Origin of the sequence: Pedobacter sp. 22163, assembly GCF_052045595.1 — a bacterium.
Lineage (GTDB): Bacteria > Bacteroidota > Bacteroidia > Sphingobacteriales > Sphingobacteriaceae > Pedobacter.
Map to the genome: position 1 here is coordinate 58,025 of NZ_JBQEPM010000009.1, position 22,114 is coordinate 80,138.

Here is a 22,114-nt window from a genome sequence, read left to right on the forward strand (position 1 = left end):
CCCAATGTTAAGTTAATGTTAATTTCTTAATTATATTAACTAATTTTCACCTTATTTAGTCAGGTGTGCTTTATTTCTATACTTTCAGGTAGCTGACAATGAAATAAATAGGTTATCAACAACGGCAAATTGCTTTTCGGAACGAAATCGGATGCCATACTTTCCATGTGTTCCGTGTTTCCGTGGCAAAAATGGAAGAATGATTATCAATGCGAGGCTAGCCTCCTTTTTGTAGTGTAAAAGCAAAGGTTGTACCTATGCCCGGCGTACTTCTTACCGAAATGGTTTGTTGGTGTGCCTCTAAAATGTGTTTTACAATGGCTAAACCTAAACCTGTTCCTCCAACTTCTCTCGCCCGGTGGGTATCAATGCGATAAAAACGTTCAAACAAGCGCAACAAATGTTTTTCTTCTATGCCGATACCATTATCGGTAACTTCGATTAAAACCTGATCGTGCAGTTCAAAAATCTTAATGGCTGTTTCGCCACCATCAATGCCATACTTAATACTGTTTACCAGCAAGTTAATTAACACCTGCCTAATCTTTTCGCGATCGGCCGAAACCAATGTAATGGCAGTATATTTATCTTTAAAAAAGAGTTTAATGTTTTTCGCTTCGGCTCGGTCTTCGAGATTTTCCATTACCTCTTTCGCCAATTGTACGAAATCGAATTTCTGGTAGTTAATTGGCGATTCGCCTGTTTCTAATTTTGAAATAACGTCTAAATCATTAATTAAATAACTCAGCCGCTCTACATTGTTTTCTGCCTTTTTTAGGAATAAAACAGCTTGGTCCGGGTCATCTACCAAACAGTCCTGTAAAGTTTCAATATATCCCTGAATGGCAAAAAGTGGGGTTTTAAACTCGTGCGAAACGTTTGAGAGGAATTCTCTCCTAAACTGTTCCTGTTTTTTTAATAAATCTATTTCTTTTTTCTTTGCGCCTGCCCACTCCTTTACTTCTTGCTCTACATCATTAATCGGATCGGAACTTACGTACTCGCCAAGTGCATCTTTTAAATCTTTACCTAATTTAAGGTTATGGATGAGCTTGTAAATGAGTTTAATTTTGGTGTAAATATATTTCTCCAGCAAGTAATAAAAAACTAAAAAACTGCACAGAAACGATACGCCAAAAGAAATAGCCATGTAATACAGGCTATGCTGAAAATAAAAATTAACCATCCCGATGGAAAGACCAACGGCGAGAGCAGTAAATAGAACCAGCACACTTAATTTCATGCTGCAATTTAAAGCTTTTTATGTTAAATGTGTGTTAAGAGACAAGGGGTTGATTTATTTTTTACCGAATGTTAAAAACCAAAAAAGCTTTCCCTTTTGAGGAAAGCTTTATAAATACGGGTAAGTATTACTTATTCTTTGTCGAATCTGTTTTAGCTGGAGTAGAAGCTGCAGGTTTAGTGCTGTTTAAGTTTCCGCCAAGTGGAGATGGTGATGGTGTGTTATTTAAACGCTCCTGAATAGCTGAATTTCCAACCGCAGCAGTACCACCGCTGGTTTTAGCAATTGTAGTAACAGCAAGGGTTAACACTACGATTAAGGTTAACAATACCCACGATCCTTTTTCTAAAACATCGCCAGTACGTTGTACACCAAACATGTTACTGGTGCCGCCGCCTGTAGCTAAACCTCCGCCTTTAGGATTTTGTATTAAAACAAACAAGCCTAAGGCCACACACGCAATAATTAATAAAATGATTAAAAAGGTTACCATGGTAATATTATATTTTAAAATTTCTTTTCTATAGATTGGATAAGGTCGGCAAAGTAACGGCTTTTTTCCGGATATTTCAAACTTAATTTTTTATAAGTATCTATGGCTTTGTGATAAAGCATTTGCTCAATATAAATTTTCGCTAAAGTCTCCGAAACAAGGTCGTAATTGTCTTCTGCGCTTTTCTTTGCCTTATTTTCATTGTCTATCTGTTCTGGCTTCGGCGGCTTGATTGTTGGATCTTCTTTTAAGAACCGCTCAATAATTTCGGCTCCCTTTGCATCTTTAATTTCAGCAGATGGATATTCTGCTAAATGATCGGCTACCTCGAAAGGTGTTTGAATATGAAAAATATGCTCAACATACTGCTGTTGAAACTCAGCCCTTTCTTGCTGCTGGTTATTCTGTGGCTGTGGTTTTACCTTGCCAGCGTTAGGGTGAGCATAAGGCTGAAAAATCTGCTCGTGCGCTTTACGGGTTTTAGCCAACCACCATAAAAACGTGTATGGAAGCTTATCGTCGTTATATTGCGAAACAAAATTCCTTTCAGGCTCATCAGGAACAACCGTTTCAATTTCTGGTGCTGCCGTAACCACATCGGTACTTAATTTCTGTTCAAAGGCAAAGAAATCGGTAGCAGCTACACTTTCAATAAAAGAATCATCATCTGCAGGTAAGTCCATTAGATGACTATCAATACCCGGCAGGTGATTTGGCGTTTCTATAGGGATTACTGGGTTTTCTGATTGAAGATCTGGAGCTGATTCTTCTATTTCTTCAAAAACTACCTGTTCATCCTGTATATTTTCAGTATCTACCTCCTTAATTTCTTCTTCTGCTGTTTCGCGGACTGAAACCATATTTAATACATGGAACAGTACATGCCCCTGGCTATAAAGCGCTGCTTTTGGCACTGCTGATGCATTAGCCTTGGCCAACAGTAAATGAATGGGCTGAGCATATGGAAATTGCGCCACCATTTCCTGCAACATGGATACATGCTCTGGTCCAACCTTTCCAGGTTGCGCAATTAAATCTGCCAGTAGCTTTTTGTTATCCATTATCGAGGTTTGCCGCTAAGTTAAAAAAATGTAGACGGGTTTTGAAAATTTTGTCTTTTAGAATCCTGCTTTATTTACCATTGCGCAAATGCACGGTTAAAAATATCTTCCGATAATTGTTTGTTAATGTTTTCGATAGCTCCAGGCAATAAGGTTTGAATTGGTGCTCCATTGATCGGAAAATCGAAAAATTTGGTAAAGCTTTCTTCAAAACTTTCTTTTTCGTGTTCTTTTATATTGTTCTTATACTTTACCGAAACGGTTATGGTTAACCTGTTTGCACCCGAAGTAGGTGTGGCACTGTTTTGAAGCGCAACCGGCTTAATATCATAGCCCGTTATTCTGCCTTCAAATGATGCATCGCCTTCACCAGTAGGAGAAATAATTAATTTCGTCTGATTACGGATCCGGGTTTTTAACGATTCGGTAATCTGGTTACTTAGTGTTGGTACCACCAATGGTGCATTGTTTTCAAACACCCGGACAACCACCGTTTTTAATCCTGTTGTTGATGCTCCACTGAATTTATAAGAGCAGGCACTTAGTATTGTAGCAACAAGGATTAAAGCAAATATTTTTATTTTCATCAGTTGTATAATTGTTTTTCAACGGTTATGAAGCGATCATGAGCATATTCATCTCTGTTTGTGAGCGGTATGCTCATGATGGTTTCATCAGTATATAATATGTTCTTAAAGGCGATGAATTTATAAATTTAATTCTTTAATTTTTCTGTACAGGGTACGCTCTGAAATGCCTAGCTCTTGCGCAGCAAACTTACGTTTACCCTTGTGTTTTTTTAATGCTTTTTTAATCAGATCTGATTCTTTATCCACTAATGATAAAGATTCTTCTACCTCTTCGGCCTCATGTGCAAAATAATCAGCATTGTTATTGTTGTTGTTGTTATTATTGCTTGGTGTAGGTTGTTGAATGGTAAAGGCATGCTCTTGCCCTGCCGGCAGTTCTACATCGCGGTATAGCTGATTGATGTACTGTGGATTATCTGCCAAAACGGTAGCGGTATTTCCGCCATGCTGAATAATTTCGGCAACGAGTTTTTTAAGCTCAACCATATCCTTTTTCATATCGAAGAGTACCTTGTACAAAATATCTCTTTCTGTAAAATCTTCTTTCGACTGAGAATTAATCGTCATTGGCAGGTTACTTCCGGCCTCGTTCGGGATATAGTTTAAAATAGCTTGTCCGGTTACATTCCGGTCTTTTTCCAACACACAGATCTGCTCGGCAATATTTTTTAACTGACGAACATTACCCGGCCAGCTATAATTGGTTAAGATCTGAATGGCATCTGGCTCCAAATGCAATGCAGGACTGCGGTATTTATCGCTAAAATCGGCAGAGAATTTTCTGAATAATAAATAGATATCTTCTTTACGCTCTTGCAAAGCCGGTATGCGCAATGGAACGGTATTTAACCTGTAATATAAATCTTCGCGGAATTTTCCGTTTTTAACGCGGTTATATACATCAACATTGGTTGCGGCAATAATACGGACGTCTGTTTTCTGAACTTTAGATGAACCTACGCGTAAATATTCGCCACTTTCTAAAATACGCAGTAAACGTGCCTGTGTGCCTAAAGGTAGTTCGGCAACCTCATCTAAAAAAATGGTTCCGCCGTTTGCTACTTCAAAGTAACCTTTACGTGCTTCGTGTGCGCCTGTAAAAGATCCTTTCTCGTGACCAAATAGCTCAGAATCAATGGTTCCTTCGGGAATGGCGCCGCAGTTTACAGCAATAAAAGCACCGTGTTTACGGGCACTCATTTGATGGATAATCTGCGAGAACACCTCTTTACCGCTACCACTTTCGCCTGTTATTAACACCGACATATCTGTTGGTGCTACCTGGCTTGCAATATCGATGGCACGGTTAAGCAATGGCGAGTTGCCAATAATACCGAACCGCTGTTTAATATTTTGTGTATCCATTCTTTAGATTTGAGTATTGAGATTTGAGATATTAGACCTTACGCCTCTTGCCTTCTACCTTCCACCTTTTTTAAACTATTTTACCAATTAACGTAGCTGATGTACATTTTTCTATAAATACATTTGCATACTGACCAGGTTTAACGCCTTCAATTGCAGGAAAAATGGCCATTGCTCCGCTATCTCCTCTTCCGCAATAATCCAGATCAGATTTTTTAGAAGTGCCTTCAATCAAAACACGAACGGTTTTACCCACCCACTCTTGTAAACGCATTAATGAATGTGCCTGTTGTTTAGCCAAAATCTCAGCTAAACGGCGTTTTTTCACATCTTCAGGAATATCATCTTCCAATTTACGGGCAGCTAAAGTTCCTGGTCTTTCAGAATAAGTGAAGTTATATGCAAAATCATATTCTACGTAATCCATCATACTCAGGGTTTCCTGATGCTCTTCCTCTGTTTCTGTGCAAAAACCAGCAATAATATCGGTAGAAATTGCACAACCCGGGATAATGTTACGGATGGCATCAATACGATTGATATACCATTCGCGGGTATAAGTCCTGTTCATTAACTCCAATATGCGGGTATTACCCGATTGTACTGGTAAGTGAATATAATTACAGATGTTATCGTATTTTGCAATGGTATGTAAAACCTCGTCGGTAATATCTTTTGGATGCGAAGTGGAAAAACGTACCCTTAAATCAGGGCTAACCAAAGCTGTTTGTTCTAAAAGTTGTGCAAAGTTTACGGTTTCTGTTCCATCTTCCGATGTCCAGGTATATGAATCTACGTTCTGGCCTAAAAGCGTAACCTCACGGTAACCAGCTTCAAACAAACCTTTTGCTTCTTGTATAATGGAATGGGCGTCGCGGCTCCGTTCGCGGCCACGGGTAAAAGGAACCACGCAGAAAGAACACATATTATTACAACCACGGGTAATGGAGATAAAGGCGGTAATTCCATTGCTGTTTAAACGAACCGGACTAATATCTGCATAAGTTTCTTCGCGTGATAAAAGTACATTAACTGCTTTATGCCCACTTTCTACCTGTTCAATTAAGTTAGGCAGATCGCGGTAAGCATCTGGTCCTACTACTACATCAACCAAACGCTCTTCTTCTAAAAATTTAGATTTTAAACGTTCTGCCATGCAGCCCAAAACGCCAACAATTAATTTTGGGTTACGGCGCTTTTCGACACCAAACTGCGATAAACGGTTCCTAACCCTGGTTTCTGCATTTTCGCGGATAGAACAGGTATTGATGAATATTACATCGGCCTGGTGATAATCCCCTGTGGTTTCAAATCCTGTTTCTGAAAGAATAGAAGCAACAATCTCGCTATCAGCAAAATTCATTGCACAACCATAACTTTCAATGTATAATTTACGGGCATCGGCTTTAACTGGTGTATCTAAAATTAAAGCTTCACCTTGCCTTGTTTCATCGTGCGTCTTATCCTGTACTTGTAAATCAATCATTATTTAAAAACATTTTGGGATTGCAAAAATACATAAATAAAATTAAAAGTGACAAATTGACATATATTGTTTAAATGTTTACAGTACGATTATGATAAGACATTTAGCCGGCCCTAATTAATCCATATTTTATATAGTTGAATTAAAGTTTGGAAATGTCGGCTTCGGTGCCAATGGTGGGCTACAGTCCCGCCCCCGCTTCTGCCCCAATTGAAAAAATTGTAACATCCCGCTACGGTCGGGTTTAGATTACAGCTGTTCCTGCTACTATGAGTGGTTTCCATACCACTGCCTTAACCCATCTAGCCCTTGGCGAAGCGGCACCCTGCAGGCCTGTGGGTACGACTGCCAAAGCGTACAAGCGCAGCAAAGGAACAAACTGTGTTTCTTATACTGCCCCTGCGCTCCAAAAAATTAATAATTCCTTTTTATAAAATAAGTCAGGATGTTTTTGAAAATGTAGGCTCCGGTGCCAATGGTGGGCTGCAGCCCCGCTATCCCTACTGCCGATAGAAAAAATCGGCATTCGTACTATCGGGTTTAGATTACAGCTGTTCTTGCTACTATGAGGGGTTTTACATGCTACCGCCCTCACCCATTTAGCCCTTGGCGAAGCGGTACCCCTGCAGGCAGGAGGTACGACGGCCAAAGCGTACAAGCGCAGCAAAGGAGCAAACAATATTGCTTATACTGCCCTTGCGCTCCAAAAAACAATTTTAGTAATAAAGCATTTAACATTCCTTTTCTTTAGGCGTTCCGCTTCAAAAAACCTTTCGCTCTTCTATCTGTTACATATCGATAAGCCATAACAAATGACAGCTCAGCATAAAAATAAAGTTTGGATCTGGATAGGAAGCATATTCGGCATATTGATTTTAATTGTTGCATTTGGCGCCATGTTTTTAAGCGCCAGATGGAAACCTATATTGACCGAAAAAATTAAAGCCGGGGTTTATAATGGCTCGCATCATTTATACCGGATAGATTTTAAAAGCATTAATTTAAACGTAATTACAGGTAGCCTGGCGCTGCGCGATGTTACACTAACACCCGATACAGCCGTTTTCGACAGCTTAAGGAAAATACAATTGGCTCCGGCCCATACTTTCGAGCTTAAATTGAAGAAACTGCAGATCAGCCGTGTTGGAATATTAACGGCCTACTTTAAAAAGCGGATAGATGTAAATGAAATCCTTTTACAAAAGCCATCTATCAATATGATTTTTAACAAAGTAACCAAGAGACCCGATAGCATAAAAGATGAAAAATCGCTTTATGAGCAGATTTCGAAAACCTTTAAATCGGTACACGTTAAAAGCATTAAAATTGTAGATGCAGATTTCGATTATATCAACAAAACTGCAGCAAAAAAAACCAAAAACTCAATCAAACACCTTGATATTAACATCAACGATTTCCTGTTAGATTCACTTTCGGGCAATGATACAACAAGATTTTACTATACAAAAGATGCATCCTTTCAGATTGCGGGTTATAAATCGATAACGAAAGATAAAATGTACTCAATGAAAGTTGATACCATTAAAGGCTCTACTGCATCAAAAAAAATAACGGTTAAAGGATTTAAACTAACGCCATTGTATGATGAGCTTACTTTTGCGAGAAAATACAAGATCCAGAAAGACCGGTATAACCTCAGCTTTGATAAAATAGAATTTAACGGGGTTGACTTTATTGGTTTAAACACCGACCAAAAACTGCATGCAAAATCACTGAGGATTGGCCCGGCAAATGTAGAAGTTTTTATGAGCCGCGAATCGCCGCCCCCTCCAGGCTTTGATAAAGGAAAAAACTACCCGCATATGGCCCTAAAAAGGTTAAACATGCCTACCTTGATTGATACGGTAAAACTGAGAAACATTAATGTTAAATATGCCGAATTTAACCCGGCGAGTAAAAAAATCGGATCGGTTGACTTTAAAGCGCTAACCGGAAACATTTTAAACGTAACCAACGATAGTTTACAATTGCGCAAAAAGAGCCATGCTGTGGCAGATTTAAACGCTCTTTTAATGGGTGCCGGAAAGCTGAATGTAAAAATTGATTTTAACCTTACCGATAATAATGGTGCATTTACCTACAGCGGGAACCTTGGAAAATTTGATCTGAAAAACTTAAACCCACTCTCGAAAGCCCTGGGTTTAATAGAAATAGAAGGCGGCGATGTACAACATATCGATTTCAGCGCAAATGGAAATTTAAGATCTGCATCGGGCAAGATTAACATGCTGTACACAAACCTGAAAGTAAAACTCCTATCAGACAATATTGATGGAGAGGGAACCAAGGAAAAAGGTTTTTTGTCTTTTTTGGCCAATGCAATTTTAGTTAAAAACGAAAATCCACAAAAAGGCGAAGCACCAAGAACAGCAAATATGGCCAATACGAGAATTAATTCGGCCTCCTTTTTTAACCTGATGTGGAAAACCGTTTTTGTGGGCATAAAGGATATTGTAGGCGTTGGTGTGGTACCTGAAAAGAATCCGGTAAAACAGCAAAAAGTAATTGCAAAAAAAATAAGGGAACAAAAACGGGCAGACAGAAAAGCAGCACGTAAGGCGCGGAGAGAAAAAAACTGATCTTACATTTTTCAAATATATGTTTATAACCGTATATTGCTAATAAAACCACAGCCTCTCATTTTTTAATGCCTGATACCAGAAGATACCGTTATAAAGTTTTTAAATGGATTGCGTGTACATTACTCAGTGTTTTTATCGTACTTGCAGGTATTGCCTGGCTATTAAATGTTAAGTCGCGCCCTATTCTAACCGATAGGATCAAAACACTCCTCTATAAATCAACCGATAGTTTATATACCATTAGTTTTACCAAGGTTTCTACCAATGTTTTTACAGGCAATGCCACCTTACAGAATGTAAAAATAATACCTGATACCAATCGGTTTAAGCAACTTATAGCCTTAAAAAGAGCACCAAATAATTTATATACGGTGTCTTTAAAAAAATTGGTGGTGAAGCACTTTCACCCATTAACCTTATACCGCGAAAAAAAACTTCAGCTGGAAGAAATCATATTTGATAAACCTGAGGTGACGATGGTTAACCAGCAATTTGCTTTTAACGAGGGGCGTGCACCCAGGCCCATTAAATCGCCTTACGATATCATCTCTAAAAGCCTGAATGAATTTAGCATCAAAAGCATCAGGTTTAAGGATGTAAGTTTTAAATACATTAATAAAAATGTACCCAATTCAGTACCTTTCTCTATTGATGACCTCAATATTACCTTAACCGACCTACTGGTAGATTCTACTTCCGCCGAAGATCCTACAAGATTTTACCTGCTTAAAGATATTGTGATCAATCTGAATAACTATGTATACCGTACGCCAGACAAGATGTACGATATACAATTGGATAAACTGGATTTCAGGGCAACAACGGGTAAATTAAGGATTAACAGTTTTGCTTTAGTACCACAGCACGATGAGATGAACTTTGGCAAAGTTGCCGGGTTTGCGAAGGAACGTTTCAACATCAAGATGAGCGACATCATGCTTAATGGGATTGATTTGCCTTTATACATTAGCAAACAAGAACTTTGGGCAAAGGAAATGGCCATTACCAATGGTTTCGTTTCAGTATTTAACCATAACGGCCTCCCCAAAAAACACCAGGAAAACAAAGTCGGAAAGTTTCCCCACCAGCTTTTGCAGCTTCTTGATGCGCCTATTCTGGTCCAGAAAATCCAGCTGAAGGATATAAATGTGAATTACGCGGTTTACAACAATGAGAGTAACCAAAAAGGGCAGATTAGTTTTGAGCATACCTCGGGCATTATAAAAAACGCCACCAACCTAGAAAAAATTAAAGCCATAAACCCTATTATGGAGGTTAACCTAAACACTTACCTATTTGGGCAGGGAAAGCTTGATGTAAACTTTATATTTGATCTTACCGCTAAAGATGGTGCCTTTTCTTACAATGGGGTTTTACACAATTTTAATGCTCGGGTTTTAAATCAGATTACCAAACCCTTAGGCTTGGTCCGAATTAACCGCGGGAGTGTAGATAAATTGAAGTTCAATTTTAAAGCGAATGATTTAGGCGCAAAAGGTACAGTAGCGTTCTCTTACTACGACCTTTCTGTAGCGCTGATGAAAAATGATCCTGAAAAAGATCACCTGGTTACCCGCGGTTTTCTTTCTTTCTTGGCAAATGCATTAATCATTAAATCAGAAAACCCCGGTGCAGACGGAAAGCTGGTACCTGTAACCGTAAATTACAGCAGGCCTGCAAATACATCTTTCTTTAACATGATCTGGAAGAGCCTTTTTACGGGCATAAAATATAGCATAGGTATTACGGAAGAAAAGCAAAATGAAGTACGTGAGCATATTGCAAAGTTTAAGGCCATGCGCGCCAATCATATGCAAAGGAAACAGAAACGCTTAGAACGGCGGATAAGGCGTGAACGGCAACAAAATGAAAAACGATAACATTTTGTAACCTTTTCTTATCTTTATTCTCTAAACCTTAAACTAAAATTATGATTATTGCCCTCGTTATTATCGGATTTATATTCCTTATCGGGATTTTCTTTTACAACTCGCTCATCGGGAAGAAAAACCAGGTAACCAATGCCTTCTCGGCCATTGATGTAATGCTTAAAAAACGGTTCGACCTTATTCCAAATCTTGTTGAAGTGGTAAAACAGTACACTACTTACGAGCAGGGAACTTTGACCAAAATAGTTGAACTAAGATCTAAAGCAGGCTCACCAAACATCAGCAATGCAGAAAAAGCAGATTTAGATGCACAATTGAGCAGCAGTGTTAAAGGTTTAATGGTTAATATCGAAAATTATCCTGATTTAAAAGCCAATACCAACTTTATTAGTCTGCAAACCACCTGGACCGAAAGCGAAGAACAGATTGCCGCTGCCAGAAGAACCTATAATGCTTCGGTAACCGATTACAATAATGCGATTATGATGTTTCCTGGCAGTTTATTTGCTGGAATGTTAAATTTCCAGCCCATTGCCGTTTTAGAAACCGCAGCTGAAGAGCGCAAAAACATTAGCGCAAAAGAGCTTTTCAATAATTAATGTTGTTCGATATTGCAAATAATGTAGCCTTACAGCAAGTTTTGGCTACAATGGAGGTAGAGCGCAAAAGAATTGCAGGTACCCAAACCAAAGGTTATATTTTTATTGCCGCGGGCATTCTGCTCTGTGTTTTAGGCTTCTTTTTAGGTTTTCCTATCCCTGGTGTAATTGGCGGCTTAATTCCTGTTATTTATGGCGGTGTTTTGTTATTTAAAATCAATGATGCTTTAACAGCTTACCAAAATGCCTACAAAACCAATGTAATTGGTGCTGCCCTTAAATTTTTAGACGAAAGCCTATTGATTAATCCCCAGGAGGGAATTGAAGCATCGGAGTTTATGTATACACAGTTGTTTAGCAATGAGCCAGATCGTTATAAAACAGAGGATCTCGTAACTGGATGTGCTGATAAAACCCGGTTTTATTTTGCTGAGGTACATGCCGAATATAAAACAGTAACCCAAACAAAAAACGGAACCCGAACCGAGTGGCATGACATTTTTAGAGGAATTATCTTTGCTGCCGATTTTAACAAGAAATTTAATGGTGTAACCATTGTCAGGCCAAAAGATTTCGGAGCAGCTTTTGGTGCATGGTTTTCAAAAAACCTGTTTTCTTTTGGCAGTAATGATGTTATCCAACTGGAGAATCTAGATTTTGATAAGACTTTTGTGACTTATGGATCCGATCAGGTCGAATCCAGATACATCCTTACACCTGCCATGATGGAGCGGATATTAAACCTCAACCATCAAACAAAATATAACATCAGTTTATCCTTTATCGAATCGAGGATGTATATCGCTTTCCCGCTGAACCGGAACTATTTCGAAGCACCAGTTTTTAAATCATTGCTAAGTCCCGAAACGGTAAATGAAGATATCTCCACCATAAAGTTTATGTATGATATTGTTAAGGAGCTGGATCTGAATACAAGGATTTGGGGAAAGGAATAAATCCGAAGTTTAACTAGGCCATAAGGAAGGAAGAACTTCGGAAGTTTAGCAAAGCCCAGGTATAGACTCACGAAGTTTTTCCTGTGCACCAGCCTCTTAAACTTCGTGAGTCTTAGGCGCTAGCTCAAATGTTTTTTCACAATTTCTTCGAGTGCAGCAATATCAAATGGTTTCGATAGGTAACTATCGGCACCGGCTTCATCAGCTAATGAAGATATATCATTATTGGCCGAAAAATAAATTACCGGAATGTGTTTTAAATCAGGATGGTTTTTTAATGCCTTGGTAGCCTGTATCCCTCCCAGATCGGGCAACCAATTATCCATAAAAATTAAATCAGGCATATATGCTGCAACCTGTTCTTCTATGTTATTGGCATTTTCAGATGTTTTTATCTCATACCCCGCATCTTCCAAAATAAATGTACAGAGATCAAGGATATCCCTATTATCATCAAAAACAAATATTTTTTTTGTACCTATCATATTAACCTCCGAAAAGCAATTAATCATTTAACTTATTTATATAATCTGCCATATCGTGGCTATCCAATATCACATGTGGATCAACATTCAGCACCGCCTGTTGCGGCATATATGGCATTATGGCCGTATTTGGATTCTGTATAACCACTCTGCCTCCAAAATTGTTTACACTTTTTAATCCTTCTACTCCGTCTGCATTAGACCCTGAAAGTAAAATACAGACTAGTTTCCCTCTAAAAACCTCGGCTGCTGATTGAAAGGTAACATCAATTGATGGTCGGGAATAATTTATTTTTTCCGAATAATCTAAAGATATACTTTGGTCTTCCTCTATCAGCATATGATAATCTGCAGGCGCAATAAAAACTTTGCCAGGGCTTAAAAACTCTTTTTCTTCTGCTTCCCCAACCGCTAGTATAGTACGAGATTTTAACAAATCGGTTAAAAGAGATTCGTTACTTGCTTTACGATGAACTACTAATATAATAGGGAAACCAATATCTTTCCTTAGGGCTGGAAAAATTTCGAGCAACACATCTAAACTACCGGCCGAGCCGCCAATAATTAATGCTCCGCAAGGCGTAGAATCTAAAGTTTCCGCCATATTTTTTCCATTTTAACCCTTTTGTATTCTTTGGCTTTTGGCCAAAACTCCAAGCTTTCTTTACTTCCTAAAGCAAGGTATCCTAATTTCTCGATGCTACTATCAAAAAGGTTAAATACTTTATGCTGCAAGTCTTTATCAAAATAAATTAATACGTTTCTACATAAAATTAGCTGAAACTCATTAAAAGAATGATCGGAAACCAAATTATGCGTAGAAAAGATCATCTTACTATTTAAGCTTTCATCAAATTTTGCCAAAGAGTAGTTCGCCGTGTAATAAGTAGAAAAATCTTTTAAGCCGCCTGATTGCAGGTAATTTTCTGAATACTGCTTTAAATAATTTAAGGGAAACATGCCTTTTTTTGCTTTATCCAAAACCGATGGATTAATATCGGTTGCATAAATAAGCGATTTATTAAGCAGATTAAGTTCTTTTAAAACAATGGCAAGCGAATAAGCCTCTTCTCCGGTAGAACAACCTGCGACCCAAATGCGGATAAACGGATAGGTACCCAGCACAGGAAGCACATCGTTTCGTAGTGATTTATAAAAAGAAGGATCGCGGAACATTTCGGTAACATTAACCGTAATCTCCTCTAAAAAACGTTTAAAATATTGCTTATCTGTTTTAACCGTGTAACGAAATTCGGCGAAACTCACAAAATTATCCAGTCCGTAAAGACGTATAATTCTCCTTTTTATTGATGCATGAGAATATTCCAGAAAATCATACCCATGGCTTTCCAAAACATCATTCAACAGGATTTCTACCTGTTCATTATCTATCGCATCACTTATCACCTGTTATTTTGTAAAATTTTCGATTTGCATTAATAACTCGTCAACATTTATCGGTTTTGAAACATAACCCGATGCACCTGCGCTTAAGCAACGTTCCTTATCGCCAACCATGGCCTGGGCAGTTACCGCTAACACGGGTATATTCTGCATTTTAGCCGATTTTTTCATTGCTGCAATAGCCTGATAGCCGTCCATATCCGGCATCATCATATCCATTAAAACGATGGCAACATTGTCGTGTTTCTCCATAACAGCAAACCCTTCCTGGGCACTTACAGCAGATAAACAATCGAAACCTTTGGCCTTTAAAACAGCTTTTAAAGCAAAAATGTTTCGGTTATCATCATCAATTATGAGAATTAATTTTTGAGGCATAAAAATAAAAAATGGTTTATGATTTATGATGATTTTCGTATAACCAAACCCTTAATAACGATATCAACTGATCCATATCTACTGGTTTGCTGATATAATCGGATGCACCTGCAGCAATACACTTTTCGCGATCGCCCATCATGGCTTTTGCCGTAACGGCCAAAATAGGCAGGTTTCGGTATTTGATATCCTGCCTGATGGCTGTTGTAGTTTCGTAACCATCCAGTTCTGGCATCATCATATCCATTAAAACAACATCAATTTCAGGGTTTTCATTTAATAGCTTGAGGGCTTCCTTACCATCGGTAGCTGCTACCACTTTCATCTGGTGCTGCTCTAACATTTTGGTTAAGGAGAAGATATTACGCACATCATCATCCGCTACAAGAACCGTTTTACCAACCAATACATCCTGTAATTCGGAAAACTTTTTAGGTGTTTTGCTTTTCTCCTTGCTTTTTTCTTCTACCAGATGAAGAAACAAACCTGCTTCATCCAAAATACGTTGATAAGAATGCGCCGTTTTTACAACGATAGAATCAGCATATTGTTTAATGCGGTTTTCTTCTCCCTTTGAAAGGTTTTTACCGGTGAAAATGATGATCGGTAAATTCTCTAAACCAGGTGTTTTCTTTACCACTTCCAGGGTTTCGTAAGCGTGTTTATCAGGAATACCCATATCCAAAATCACGCAGTTAACCTCCGGCTTATGCAGGGCAGAAACACCCTCGTTTACCTGGTTAACAATTTCTGTCTGGATATTAAAATTGCTTAAAAAATAACTTAAAGCCTTGGCATGCTGTTCATTTTCTTCTACAATAAGTACCTTTTTAGGGTGACGGCTTAAGGCATGTTCTAGTTTTGAAAATATCTCTTGCATGTGCTCAAAGGCAAAAGGTTTATTTATAAAATCTACTGCACCTTTTAACAAACTTTCTTTCTTAACCTGTAAAGAAGACATGATGTGCACTGGAATTGGACGTGTTGAAGGATCCGATTTCAGCTCTTCCATTACCTGCCAACCATCTTTAACAGGCAATTGGATATCGAGTAAAATGGCAAGTGGTTTAAAGGTTTTCGCCATTTCAATACCTGCATCGCCACGAACGGCAACCAAACCTTTATAATTTCTTTTGCGGGTAAAATCTAAAAGTGTTTTGGCAAAAGGTGTATCGTCTTCAATAATTAAAATCACCTTATCATCAGGCAGAATATTATCGCGGTCATCTTCAATCTCCTGAGGAATATTTTCGACAGTTAAGTGGCTCACTTTTTTCACCGGAGCCTCTAAAGCGACTACGGGCTTCTCTACATGAGGTACAGTGCCATCAAAACCTTTATTTCTATCAATGGGCAAGGTAAGTGTAAAAATACTTCCTTCGCCCTCTGTGCTTTTTAAATCAATATATCCCCCCAGCAGTTTAGCCAGCTCTCTACTAATTGAAAGCCCGAGGCCTGTGCCACCAAATTTGCGACGTGTGGAGCCGTCTGCCTGTTGAAAGGCTTCGAATACCATGCCTTGCTTTTCAGGTGCAATACCTACGCCTGTATCGGTAACTTTAAATACCAGTGCGCCTAACTTTTCATTTTTAGTAATATTTAGGGTTACTGCACCTACTGTAGTAAATTTAATAGCGTTTGATAGCAGGTTTTTAATAATCTGCTCTAAGCGCATTTTATCGGTATGAAAAAACTCAGGAACTTCTGCCGATTTTTCGATAACAAAGTTTAGGTTTTTATCTTTAGCCAAAGGATTAAACAGCGAACGCATGTTAAGGATAATCTCATCAACCTTAATATTTGCCCGGTCGAGTTCCATTTTGCCTGCTTCAATTTTAGAAAGATCTAAAATTTCGTCGATTAAACTTAAAAGCCCCTGACCTGAACTTTGGATAACCTCTGCATATTCCTGATGCTCGCGATCCATAGCCTCATTTTCGGCCATTAATCTCGATAATAACAATATCGAATTAAGTGGTGTTCTTAACTCGTGCGACATATTGGCCAAAAATTCTGATTTGTACCTCGTACTCAGCTCTAAAGCTTCTGCTTTTTGCTGAATTTCTATATTGCGTTCTTCAATCAGTTCATTTTTTTCTTCCAATAAACTGCTTCTTTCTTCCAGCTCCTGGTTGCTTTGCAACAATTCTTCTTGCTGTACGCGTAATTCTTCTTCACTGGCCTGAAGTTTCTGTGCCTGTGCTTCGAGCTCTGCATTTAAACCTTCTAACTCATTGTGCTGAACCTGCAATTCTTCCGATTGTGCCTGCGTTTCTTCTAATAACTGCTGAAGCTTTTGCCTGTTCTGTGCGCCCAACAGTGCGGTACCCACATCAGATAAAACCAGGTTTAAAAAGTGTAACTGCAGGTCGCTGTATTTACCGATAGTGCCTAATTCTAAACCGCCTATTGAAATTTCATTTCTAATAATTGGAAGTACAATTAACTGTGCTGGTTTAATATTCCCTGTAGCGTGTGTAATGGTTAATTCGCTCTGTGGAACATCATCCAATAGTATTGGCTTACCTGTTTTAACCGCCTGGCCAATTAAGCCTTGGCCAAGTTCTAAGGTTTGGGTTAGATTTTGTCCTTGCAAAGCATATTGACCTTTTAAATGCAGATATCCATCATCCTTAAATAAATAAAGGGCACCAATCTGGCTTTTGGTATAATTGGCCAAAAACTCAATAATATCTTCTGCTAAATGGAAAACATCTTTTTCGCCAACCATTTTTACGTTTAAGTTAGCTACGCCGGTTTGCAACCATTCATTCTCTTCTAAAGTATCGAAAGATTTTTTCAATGATGATGACATTGCATTTAGCGATTCGGAAAGCTCGCCAATATCATCTTGTGTCTGGTTATCGAGTTTTACGCCGTAATTACCATTAGAAATTTGATAGGCAATTTCTTTAATGGCAGCAATACGTTTTTCCATCTCGTATTTTTTATCTTCAATTTCCTGTTGAAGTTTAACACGTTCATCGAAATCGATTGATACTTTCCGGTAAAAAAACAACGTAATCAGAATGGCAAGGAGCGCTGCAATTAAAATCAGTATCGGGGTATAGGCTGTAAGTTTATTTAATTCGTTGGTTCTTTCTTCAAGCAGTCTTTTCTCTTCGGTTATAATTTTGCTTACAATTGATCTGGCCTCATCCATATAAACCTTACCTTGAAACAAAACCGTAGGATCAATAACACCGCCTAAAGTTTTAATCTCTACGGTCGATTTAATGATATCCATTCTTTTAAAAAGAATACTTTTAAGCGCTGCTATATTTTTTTGCTGAATGCTATTATCCTTGGTATCGAGTTCAACTTTCTTTAGTATCAAAGCGGCCGAATCGCTGGCGCCGTAATAAGGTGTTAAAAACACCTTGTTTCCAGTTAATAAAAAGCCCCGCTGACCAGTTTCGGCATCTTTTAAATAGGATATAATATTCTCAGAATTTAAAATAACCTCATCGCTGTGTTTAACGAGTTCGGTGCTTTTAATAAGGTTGCCAATACTTACATAAGAGGCAAGCGAACTGATGAATAGAATAATTAGCGATAAGCCAAGGCCTAAACGTAAATTATTTTTAAGAGTTGTTTTCATTATATGGATTAAGGATAATTAGATTTGATTTTTAAGGATTTCCTCTTCTGTAGTTGGGATGATAAAATAAAACTCAGAACCTTCATCCGGCACACTGTTTACCCCAATTGTGCCGCCGTGGCGGTTAATAATTTCCGAACAGATGTACAAACCTATCCCCAGGCCATTAAAGCGGTTGCTGTTATCTTCTACCCGATAAAATTTATCAAAAATTTTGTGCTGCTGCTCTTTTGAAATACCAATACCAAAATCCTTTACGGCCAGATAAAGTTTTTCATCTTTAATATTCGTGGTTACATTAACCTGATTGGTACCCGGAGCATATTTAATGGCATTGGTAATAAAATTGATGACCACTTGTTCCAAGCGCATTTCATCACCAAATATCATTTCATCTGTTTTGCCCAGTTTGCTGATTTTAAAATCGGGATTAGATTGCTGCAACATCTCGATGGCATTATTTACCATGTTATCAGCATAAAAACTTTTCATGTTAAACTTCATCTTTCCGCTTTCAATTTTTGAGATATCGAGCAGATCGACAATTAATTCGTTTAGTTTTTCCAGCTGGGTACTCGCTTTTTCGAGATGGTTTTGGGCCATGGTTTTATCATCTCTGTTAAGGCTGCGCTGTAGCAACTGAATATATCCTTTTACACTGGTTAAAGGTGTTTTTAGCTCATGACTGGCAATACTGATAAATTCGTCTTTTTTATGTTCGGCCTGTTTTCGGAATTCGATTTCTTCAAGCAATTTTTCCTGCACCTCGTTAAGTTTTCTATTCTGCTCATAAATGCGATAAAATGTTTTTATTTTTAGGAGCAGCACATTAATATCAACTGGCTTGGTAATGTAGTCCAATCCACCGCTCAGGTATCCTTTGGTAATAAATTTTAACTCTGTATTTACAGCAGAAAGAAATATAATGGCAGTATCTTTTGCCTTACTAAAACCAGAAATGGTTTCGGCTACCTCGAAGCCATCCATATCTGGCATTTGTACATCGAGAATAATCAGGACATAGTTATTTTTTAAAACTTTTTTCAGCGCTTCTTCGCCAGACGATGCGGTATCAACCTCAAAACTGTGTGCCTGTAATACTTTCTGTAACGAGATCAGGTTTTCGGGCCTGTCATCAACTATAAGGATCATCTTTTATTAAAACAAATAAGAAGCCGGGATAATTATGTTTGGTTTTGAGATAAAAACCTCATTAACTGTAAACAAACAATGCGTTGTAAAAAAAGTTTTTATTTTTTATAAATTGTTTGAATTAAAAGTATCACCCTGTTTAATATCTCCTGTTTCGAAGCCTTTTTTAAACCAATACATCCGTTGTGCGGAGGTACCATGAGTAAAAGAATCTGGCTGAACATCGCCTGTAGCCTGTTTTTGCAATTTATCATCACCTATGGCATTGGCAGCAGTTAATGCTTCTTCTATGTCGCCTTCATCCAATTTAAAATCTTTAAGGTTTTGGGCATTGTGCGCCCAAAGTCCGGCAAAAAAATCGGCTTGTAGCTCTAATTTCACAGATAGGCGGTTATATTCTTTTTCGCTCACCTGGCCACGTGCCTGATCTAGTTTTTCCGAAATTCCCAATAAATTTTGAACGTGATGGCCTACCTCATGTGCAATTACATAAGCCTGCGCAAAATCTCCGGCAGCACCGAAACGGTTTTTTAAATCATCGTAAAATGATAAATCAATATAAACTTTATGGTCGCCGGGGCAGTAAAACGGACCTACATTGGCTCCTGCATTGCCACAGGCGGTTTGTACAGCTTCTCTAAATAGTCTGAGTTTAGGATACTCATACTGTTTGCCCATCGCCTGAAATTCTTTATCCCATACTTGCTCGGTTGATTCCAATACACCCGATACAAACTGTGCCTGTGGATCGTTAGCAGGAACACCCTGCTTAACTTCTTCCGTGCCTGTAGTAGCCGGAAGCTGACTAACCAGGCCGGTTAAATCTTTGCCAAAAATTAGGCCGAGCACCACGATTATTATACCTACACCGCCACCGAGGATGGTTTTCCCACCGCCCCCGCTTCTTCCATCTTCTACATTATTACTCCCTTTACCAAACCATTGCATAATTTACTTCTTTAGTTTAATGAATAACCTTAATTATGGGACAATTGTTATACTAAAGTATAAATTATTTTTATTGATTTATTCTTTTGGATTATTGCAAAAAAAGAAGCCGAGTTTTTAAACCTGACTTCTCCGTATTATATTCTTGCATTCGCAGAATGAATGCTAACTATTAAAAACGGCAATTGCTTTTGCTATCCTTGTTTTAGTCTCTGTTATCCCCAACAACACAGCAATATCAAAAACACCAGGCCCAAATTTACCGCCTACCAGCATAATGCGGAAAGGCAACATCAATTCGCCTGGTTTAAAACCTTTTTCTTCGGCCAAGGCTTTAAAAGCAGCTTCGGCAGTACCCGCATCGGTAAGTGCTAAACTATCAGCAAAAGCATTAAAAAAATCGGCTTTTTCGGCTGTCCATTTTGGTTTTACCGAGTTTACATCATATTCTGAAGGTGAAGCAAAAAAGTAACTGCTCTGAGCCACAAAATCAGGCAATAAGGTACAGCGATCTTTAATTAAATCAATAACGGTATTTAAATAAGCATCGTCGTTTATTTCAATGCCAGCTTTTTGCAACTCTGCTTTAACGCTTGCCGCCAAGCGCGCTGCGCCCTGCAATTTAATCCATTCATGGTTATACCACTTGGCTTTTTCGAAATCGAATTTAGCACCTGCTTTACTAATCCTTTCTATTGAGAATTTTTCTTCCAGCTCTTTTAATGAGAATAACTCCTGGTCGGTACCATCATTCCAGCCTAAAAGTGCCAGCATATTGATAAAAGCTTCGGGCATAAAACCCATTTCTTTAAATCCTTTGGTTACATCACCAGTTTTAGGATCGGTCCAGTTCATGGCATAAACCGGAAAACCTAATCGGTCGCCATCGCGTTTACTTAATTTTCCATGTCCATCTGGCTTTAATATTAAAGGCAGGTGTGCCCATGCAGGCATCTCCGCTTCCCATCCTAAATATTTCCAAAGTAAAATATGAACCGGTGCCGAGGGTAACCATTCTTCTCCCCTAAAAGCATGACTAATTTCCATCGCCTTATCATCAACCACAACGGCTAAATGATAGGTCGGCATTCCATCAGCTTTTAACAATACTTTATCATCAACCAACGAGGTTTCGAAGCTTACATCACCGCGGATTAAATCGTTAAAATGTACAATTTCATCAGCGGGTACTTTAATGCGGATAACGTGTGGTGTTTTGGCCGCCAATAACTCTTCAACCTCACTAATGGTAAGGGTTAAAGAATTGCGCATCTGCATACGTGTGGCCTGCCCGTATTGGAAATTTGGAATTTCTTTACGTTTGGCGTCTAAATCTTCCGGTGTATCGAAGGCGTAATAAGCATAACCATCGCTAATTAACTGTTCGGCAAATTTACGGTAGCTGGGCTTGCGTTCGCTTTGGCGGTACGGGCCGTAAGCTCCGGGATTGCTCGGACTTTCATCTGGTGTAATGCCGCACCAATTTAAACAGTTAACGATATATTCTTCGGCGCCTTCAACAAAGCGGTTTTGATCGGTATCTTCTACACGAAGTACAAAAGTTCCATTATTTTTTTTGGCAAATAAATAATTGAACAAGGCAGTGCGCACACCACCTAAATGCAAACCTCCGGTTGGGCTTGGGGCAAATCTTACTCTAACTTTCTTATCCATAATTGGTTTGTTGAGCGGTTGGCGTTAGGCGTTGGGCGCTCTAGCGCTTACCGCTCTGCGCAAAACGCAAGACGTTGCAAAGATATGTTTTTCATCCATTTTATAGTGTTTCATCTGCGATGAAGCTATTATGCATTCGAAATGATTGCTTTAAGGTTTTTGAAAAAGCATAATGGTTTTATGTTTT

General features: G+C 38.5%; 18 protein-coding genes. 4 read left to right on the forward strand and 14 right to left on the reverse strand.

Features of this window, described 5'->3' with window-relative positions:
- Positions 1-217: 217 nt before the first annotated feature.
- From ACTJKN_RS21340 to miaB, 6 genes are all read right to left on the reverse strand, one after another.
- Positions 218-1,243 carry a sensor histidine kinase gene (locus ACTJKN_RS21340; RefSeq protein WP_029274249.1) on the reverse strand — a complete coding sequence of 342 codons (1,026 nt, stop codon included), beginning with the start codon at positions 1,241-1,243 and terminating at the stop codon, positions 218-220.
- A gap of 127 nt (positions 1,244-1,370) precedes the next feature.
- On the reverse strand, positions 1,371-1,736 hold the full coding sequence (secG, locus tag ACTJKN_RS21345) for a preprotein translocase subunit SecG (RefSeq protein ID WP_440827755.1): 366 nt from the start codon (positions 1,734-1,736) through the stop codon (positions 1,371-1,373).
- A 14-nt stretch (positions 1,737-1,750) separates the two neighbouring features.
- The gene (locus ACTJKN_RS21350) at positions 1,751-2,797 is read right to left on the reverse strand and encodes a hypothetical protein (protein WP_440827756.1); all 1,047 of its coding nucleotides are present in this window, start codon (positions 2,795-2,797) and stop codon (positions 1,751-1,753) included.
- A 74-nt stretch (positions 2,798-2,871) separates the two neighbouring features.
- Complete coding sequence (locus tag ACTJKN_RS21355) at positions 2,872-3,384, reverse strand: LptE family protein (RefSeq protein WP_440827757.1); 513 nt, start codon at positions 3,382-3,384, stop codon at positions 2,872-2,874.
- Positions 3,385-3,504: 120 nt separating this feature from the next.
- Entirely contained in the window at positions 3,505-4,752 is a 1,248-nt protein-coding gene (locus ACTJKN_RS21360) for a sigma 54-interacting transcriptional regulator (RefSeq protein WP_230142828.1), read from the reverse strand.
- A 70-nt stretch (positions 4,753-4,822) separates the two neighbouring features.
- On the reverse strand, positions 4,823-6,238 hold the full coding sequence (gene miaB / locus ACTJKN_RS21365; RefSeq protein WP_440827758.1) for a tRNA (N6-isopentenyl adenosine(37)-C2)-methylthiotransferase MiaB: 1,416 nt from the start codon (positions 6,236-6,238) through the stop codon (positions 4,823-4,825).
- An 812-nt stretch (positions 6,239-7,050) separates the two neighbouring features.
- Here miaB and ACTJKN_RS21370 point away from each other — a divergent pair.
- From ACTJKN_RS21370 to ACTJKN_RS21385, 4 genes are all read left to right on the forward strand, one after another.
- Positions 7,051-8,838, forward strand: a complete 1,788-nt coding sequence (locus ACTJKN_RS21370; protein ID WP_440827759.1) for a hypothetical protein — start codon at positions 7,051-7,053, stop codon at positions 8,836-8,838.
- 68 nt (positions 8,839-8,906) lie between these two features.
- On the forward strand, positions 8,907-10,721 hold the full coding sequence (locus tag ACTJKN_RS21375) for a hypothetical protein (protein ID WP_440827760.1): 1,815 nt from the start codon (positions 8,907-8,909) through the stop codon (positions 10,719-10,721).
- A gap of 50 nt (positions 10,722-10,771) precedes the next feature.
- The gene (locus ACTJKN_RS21380; protein WP_440827761.1) at positions 10,772-11,329 is read left to right on the forward strand and encodes a LemA family protein; all 558 of its coding nucleotides are present in this window, start codon (positions 10,772-10,774) and stop codon (positions 11,327-11,329) included.
- The gene (locus ACTJKN_RS21385) at positions 11,329-12,285 is read left to right on the forward strand and encodes a DUF3137 domain-containing protein (RefSeq protein ID WP_440827762.1); all 957 of its coding nucleotides are present in this window, start codon (positions 11,329-11,331) and stop codon (positions 12,283-12,285) included. Before ACTJKN_RS21380 ends, ACTJKN_RS21385 begins: the two co-directional genes overlap by 1 nt.
- 119 nt (positions 12,286-12,404) lie before the next feature.
- Here ACTJKN_RS21385 and ACTJKN_RS21390 read toward each other — a convergent pair whose 3' ends face one another.
- From ACTJKN_RS21390 to gltX, 8 genes are all read right to left on the reverse strand, one after another.
- Positions 12,405-12,770 (reverse strand): response regulator, encoded by a 366-nt coding sequence (locus ACTJKN_RS21390; protein WP_440827763.1) that lies wholly within the window; start codon positions 12,768-12,770, stop codon positions 12,405-12,407.
- 19 nt (positions 12,771-12,789) lie between these two features.
- Positions 12,790-13,374, reverse strand: a complete 585-nt coding sequence (locus ACTJKN_RS21395) for a chemotaxis protein CheB (protein WP_440827764.1) — start codon at positions 13,372-13,374, stop codon at positions 12,790-12,792.
- Positions 13,359-14,177, reverse strand: coding sequence for a CheR family methyltransferase (locus ACTJKN_RS21400; RefSeq protein ID WP_440827765.1), 819 nt, complete (start codon positions 14,175-14,177; stop codon positions 13,359-13,361). The genes ACTJKN_RS21395 and ACTJKN_RS21400 overlap by 16 nt, the downstream gene beginning before the upstream one ends.
- Before the next feature lie 3 nt (positions 14,178-14,180).
- Positions 14,181-14,552, reverse strand: a complete 372-nt coding sequence (locus ACTJKN_RS21405; RefSeq protein ID WP_440827766.1) for a response regulator — start codon at positions 14,550-14,552, stop codon at positions 14,181-14,183.
- A 16-nt stretch (positions 14,553-14,568) separates the two neighbouring features.
- Positions 14,569-18,153: a response regulator gene (locus ACTJKN_RS21410; protein ID WP_440827767.1), complete on the reverse strand. Its 3,585-nt coding sequence runs from the start codon at positions 18,151-18,153 to the stop codon at positions 14,569-14,571.
- A gap of 18 nt (positions 18,154-18,171) precedes the next feature.
- Positions 18,172-19,305 (reverse strand): hybrid sensor histidine kinase/response regulator, encoded by a 1,134-nt coding sequence (locus ACTJKN_RS21415; RefSeq protein WP_440827768.1) that lies wholly within the window; start codon positions 19,303-19,305, stop codon positions 18,172-18,174.
- Positions 19,306-19,410: 105 nt separating this feature from the next.
- Complete coding sequence (gene ypfJ / locus ACTJKN_RS21420; RefSeq protein WP_440827769.1) at positions 19,411-20,253, reverse strand: KPN_02809 family neutral zinc metallopeptidase; 843 nt, start codon at positions 20,251-20,253, stop codon at positions 19,411-19,413.
- 165 nt (positions 20,254-20,418) lie between these two features.
- The gene (gene gltX, locus ACTJKN_RS21425; RefSeq protein ID WP_440827770.1) at positions 20,419-21,927 is read right to left on the reverse strand and encodes a glutamate--tRNA ligase; all 1,509 of its coding nucleotides are present in this window, start codon (positions 21,925-21,927) and stop codon (positions 20,419-20,421) included.
- Positions 21,928-22,114: the final 187 nt, after the last annotated feature.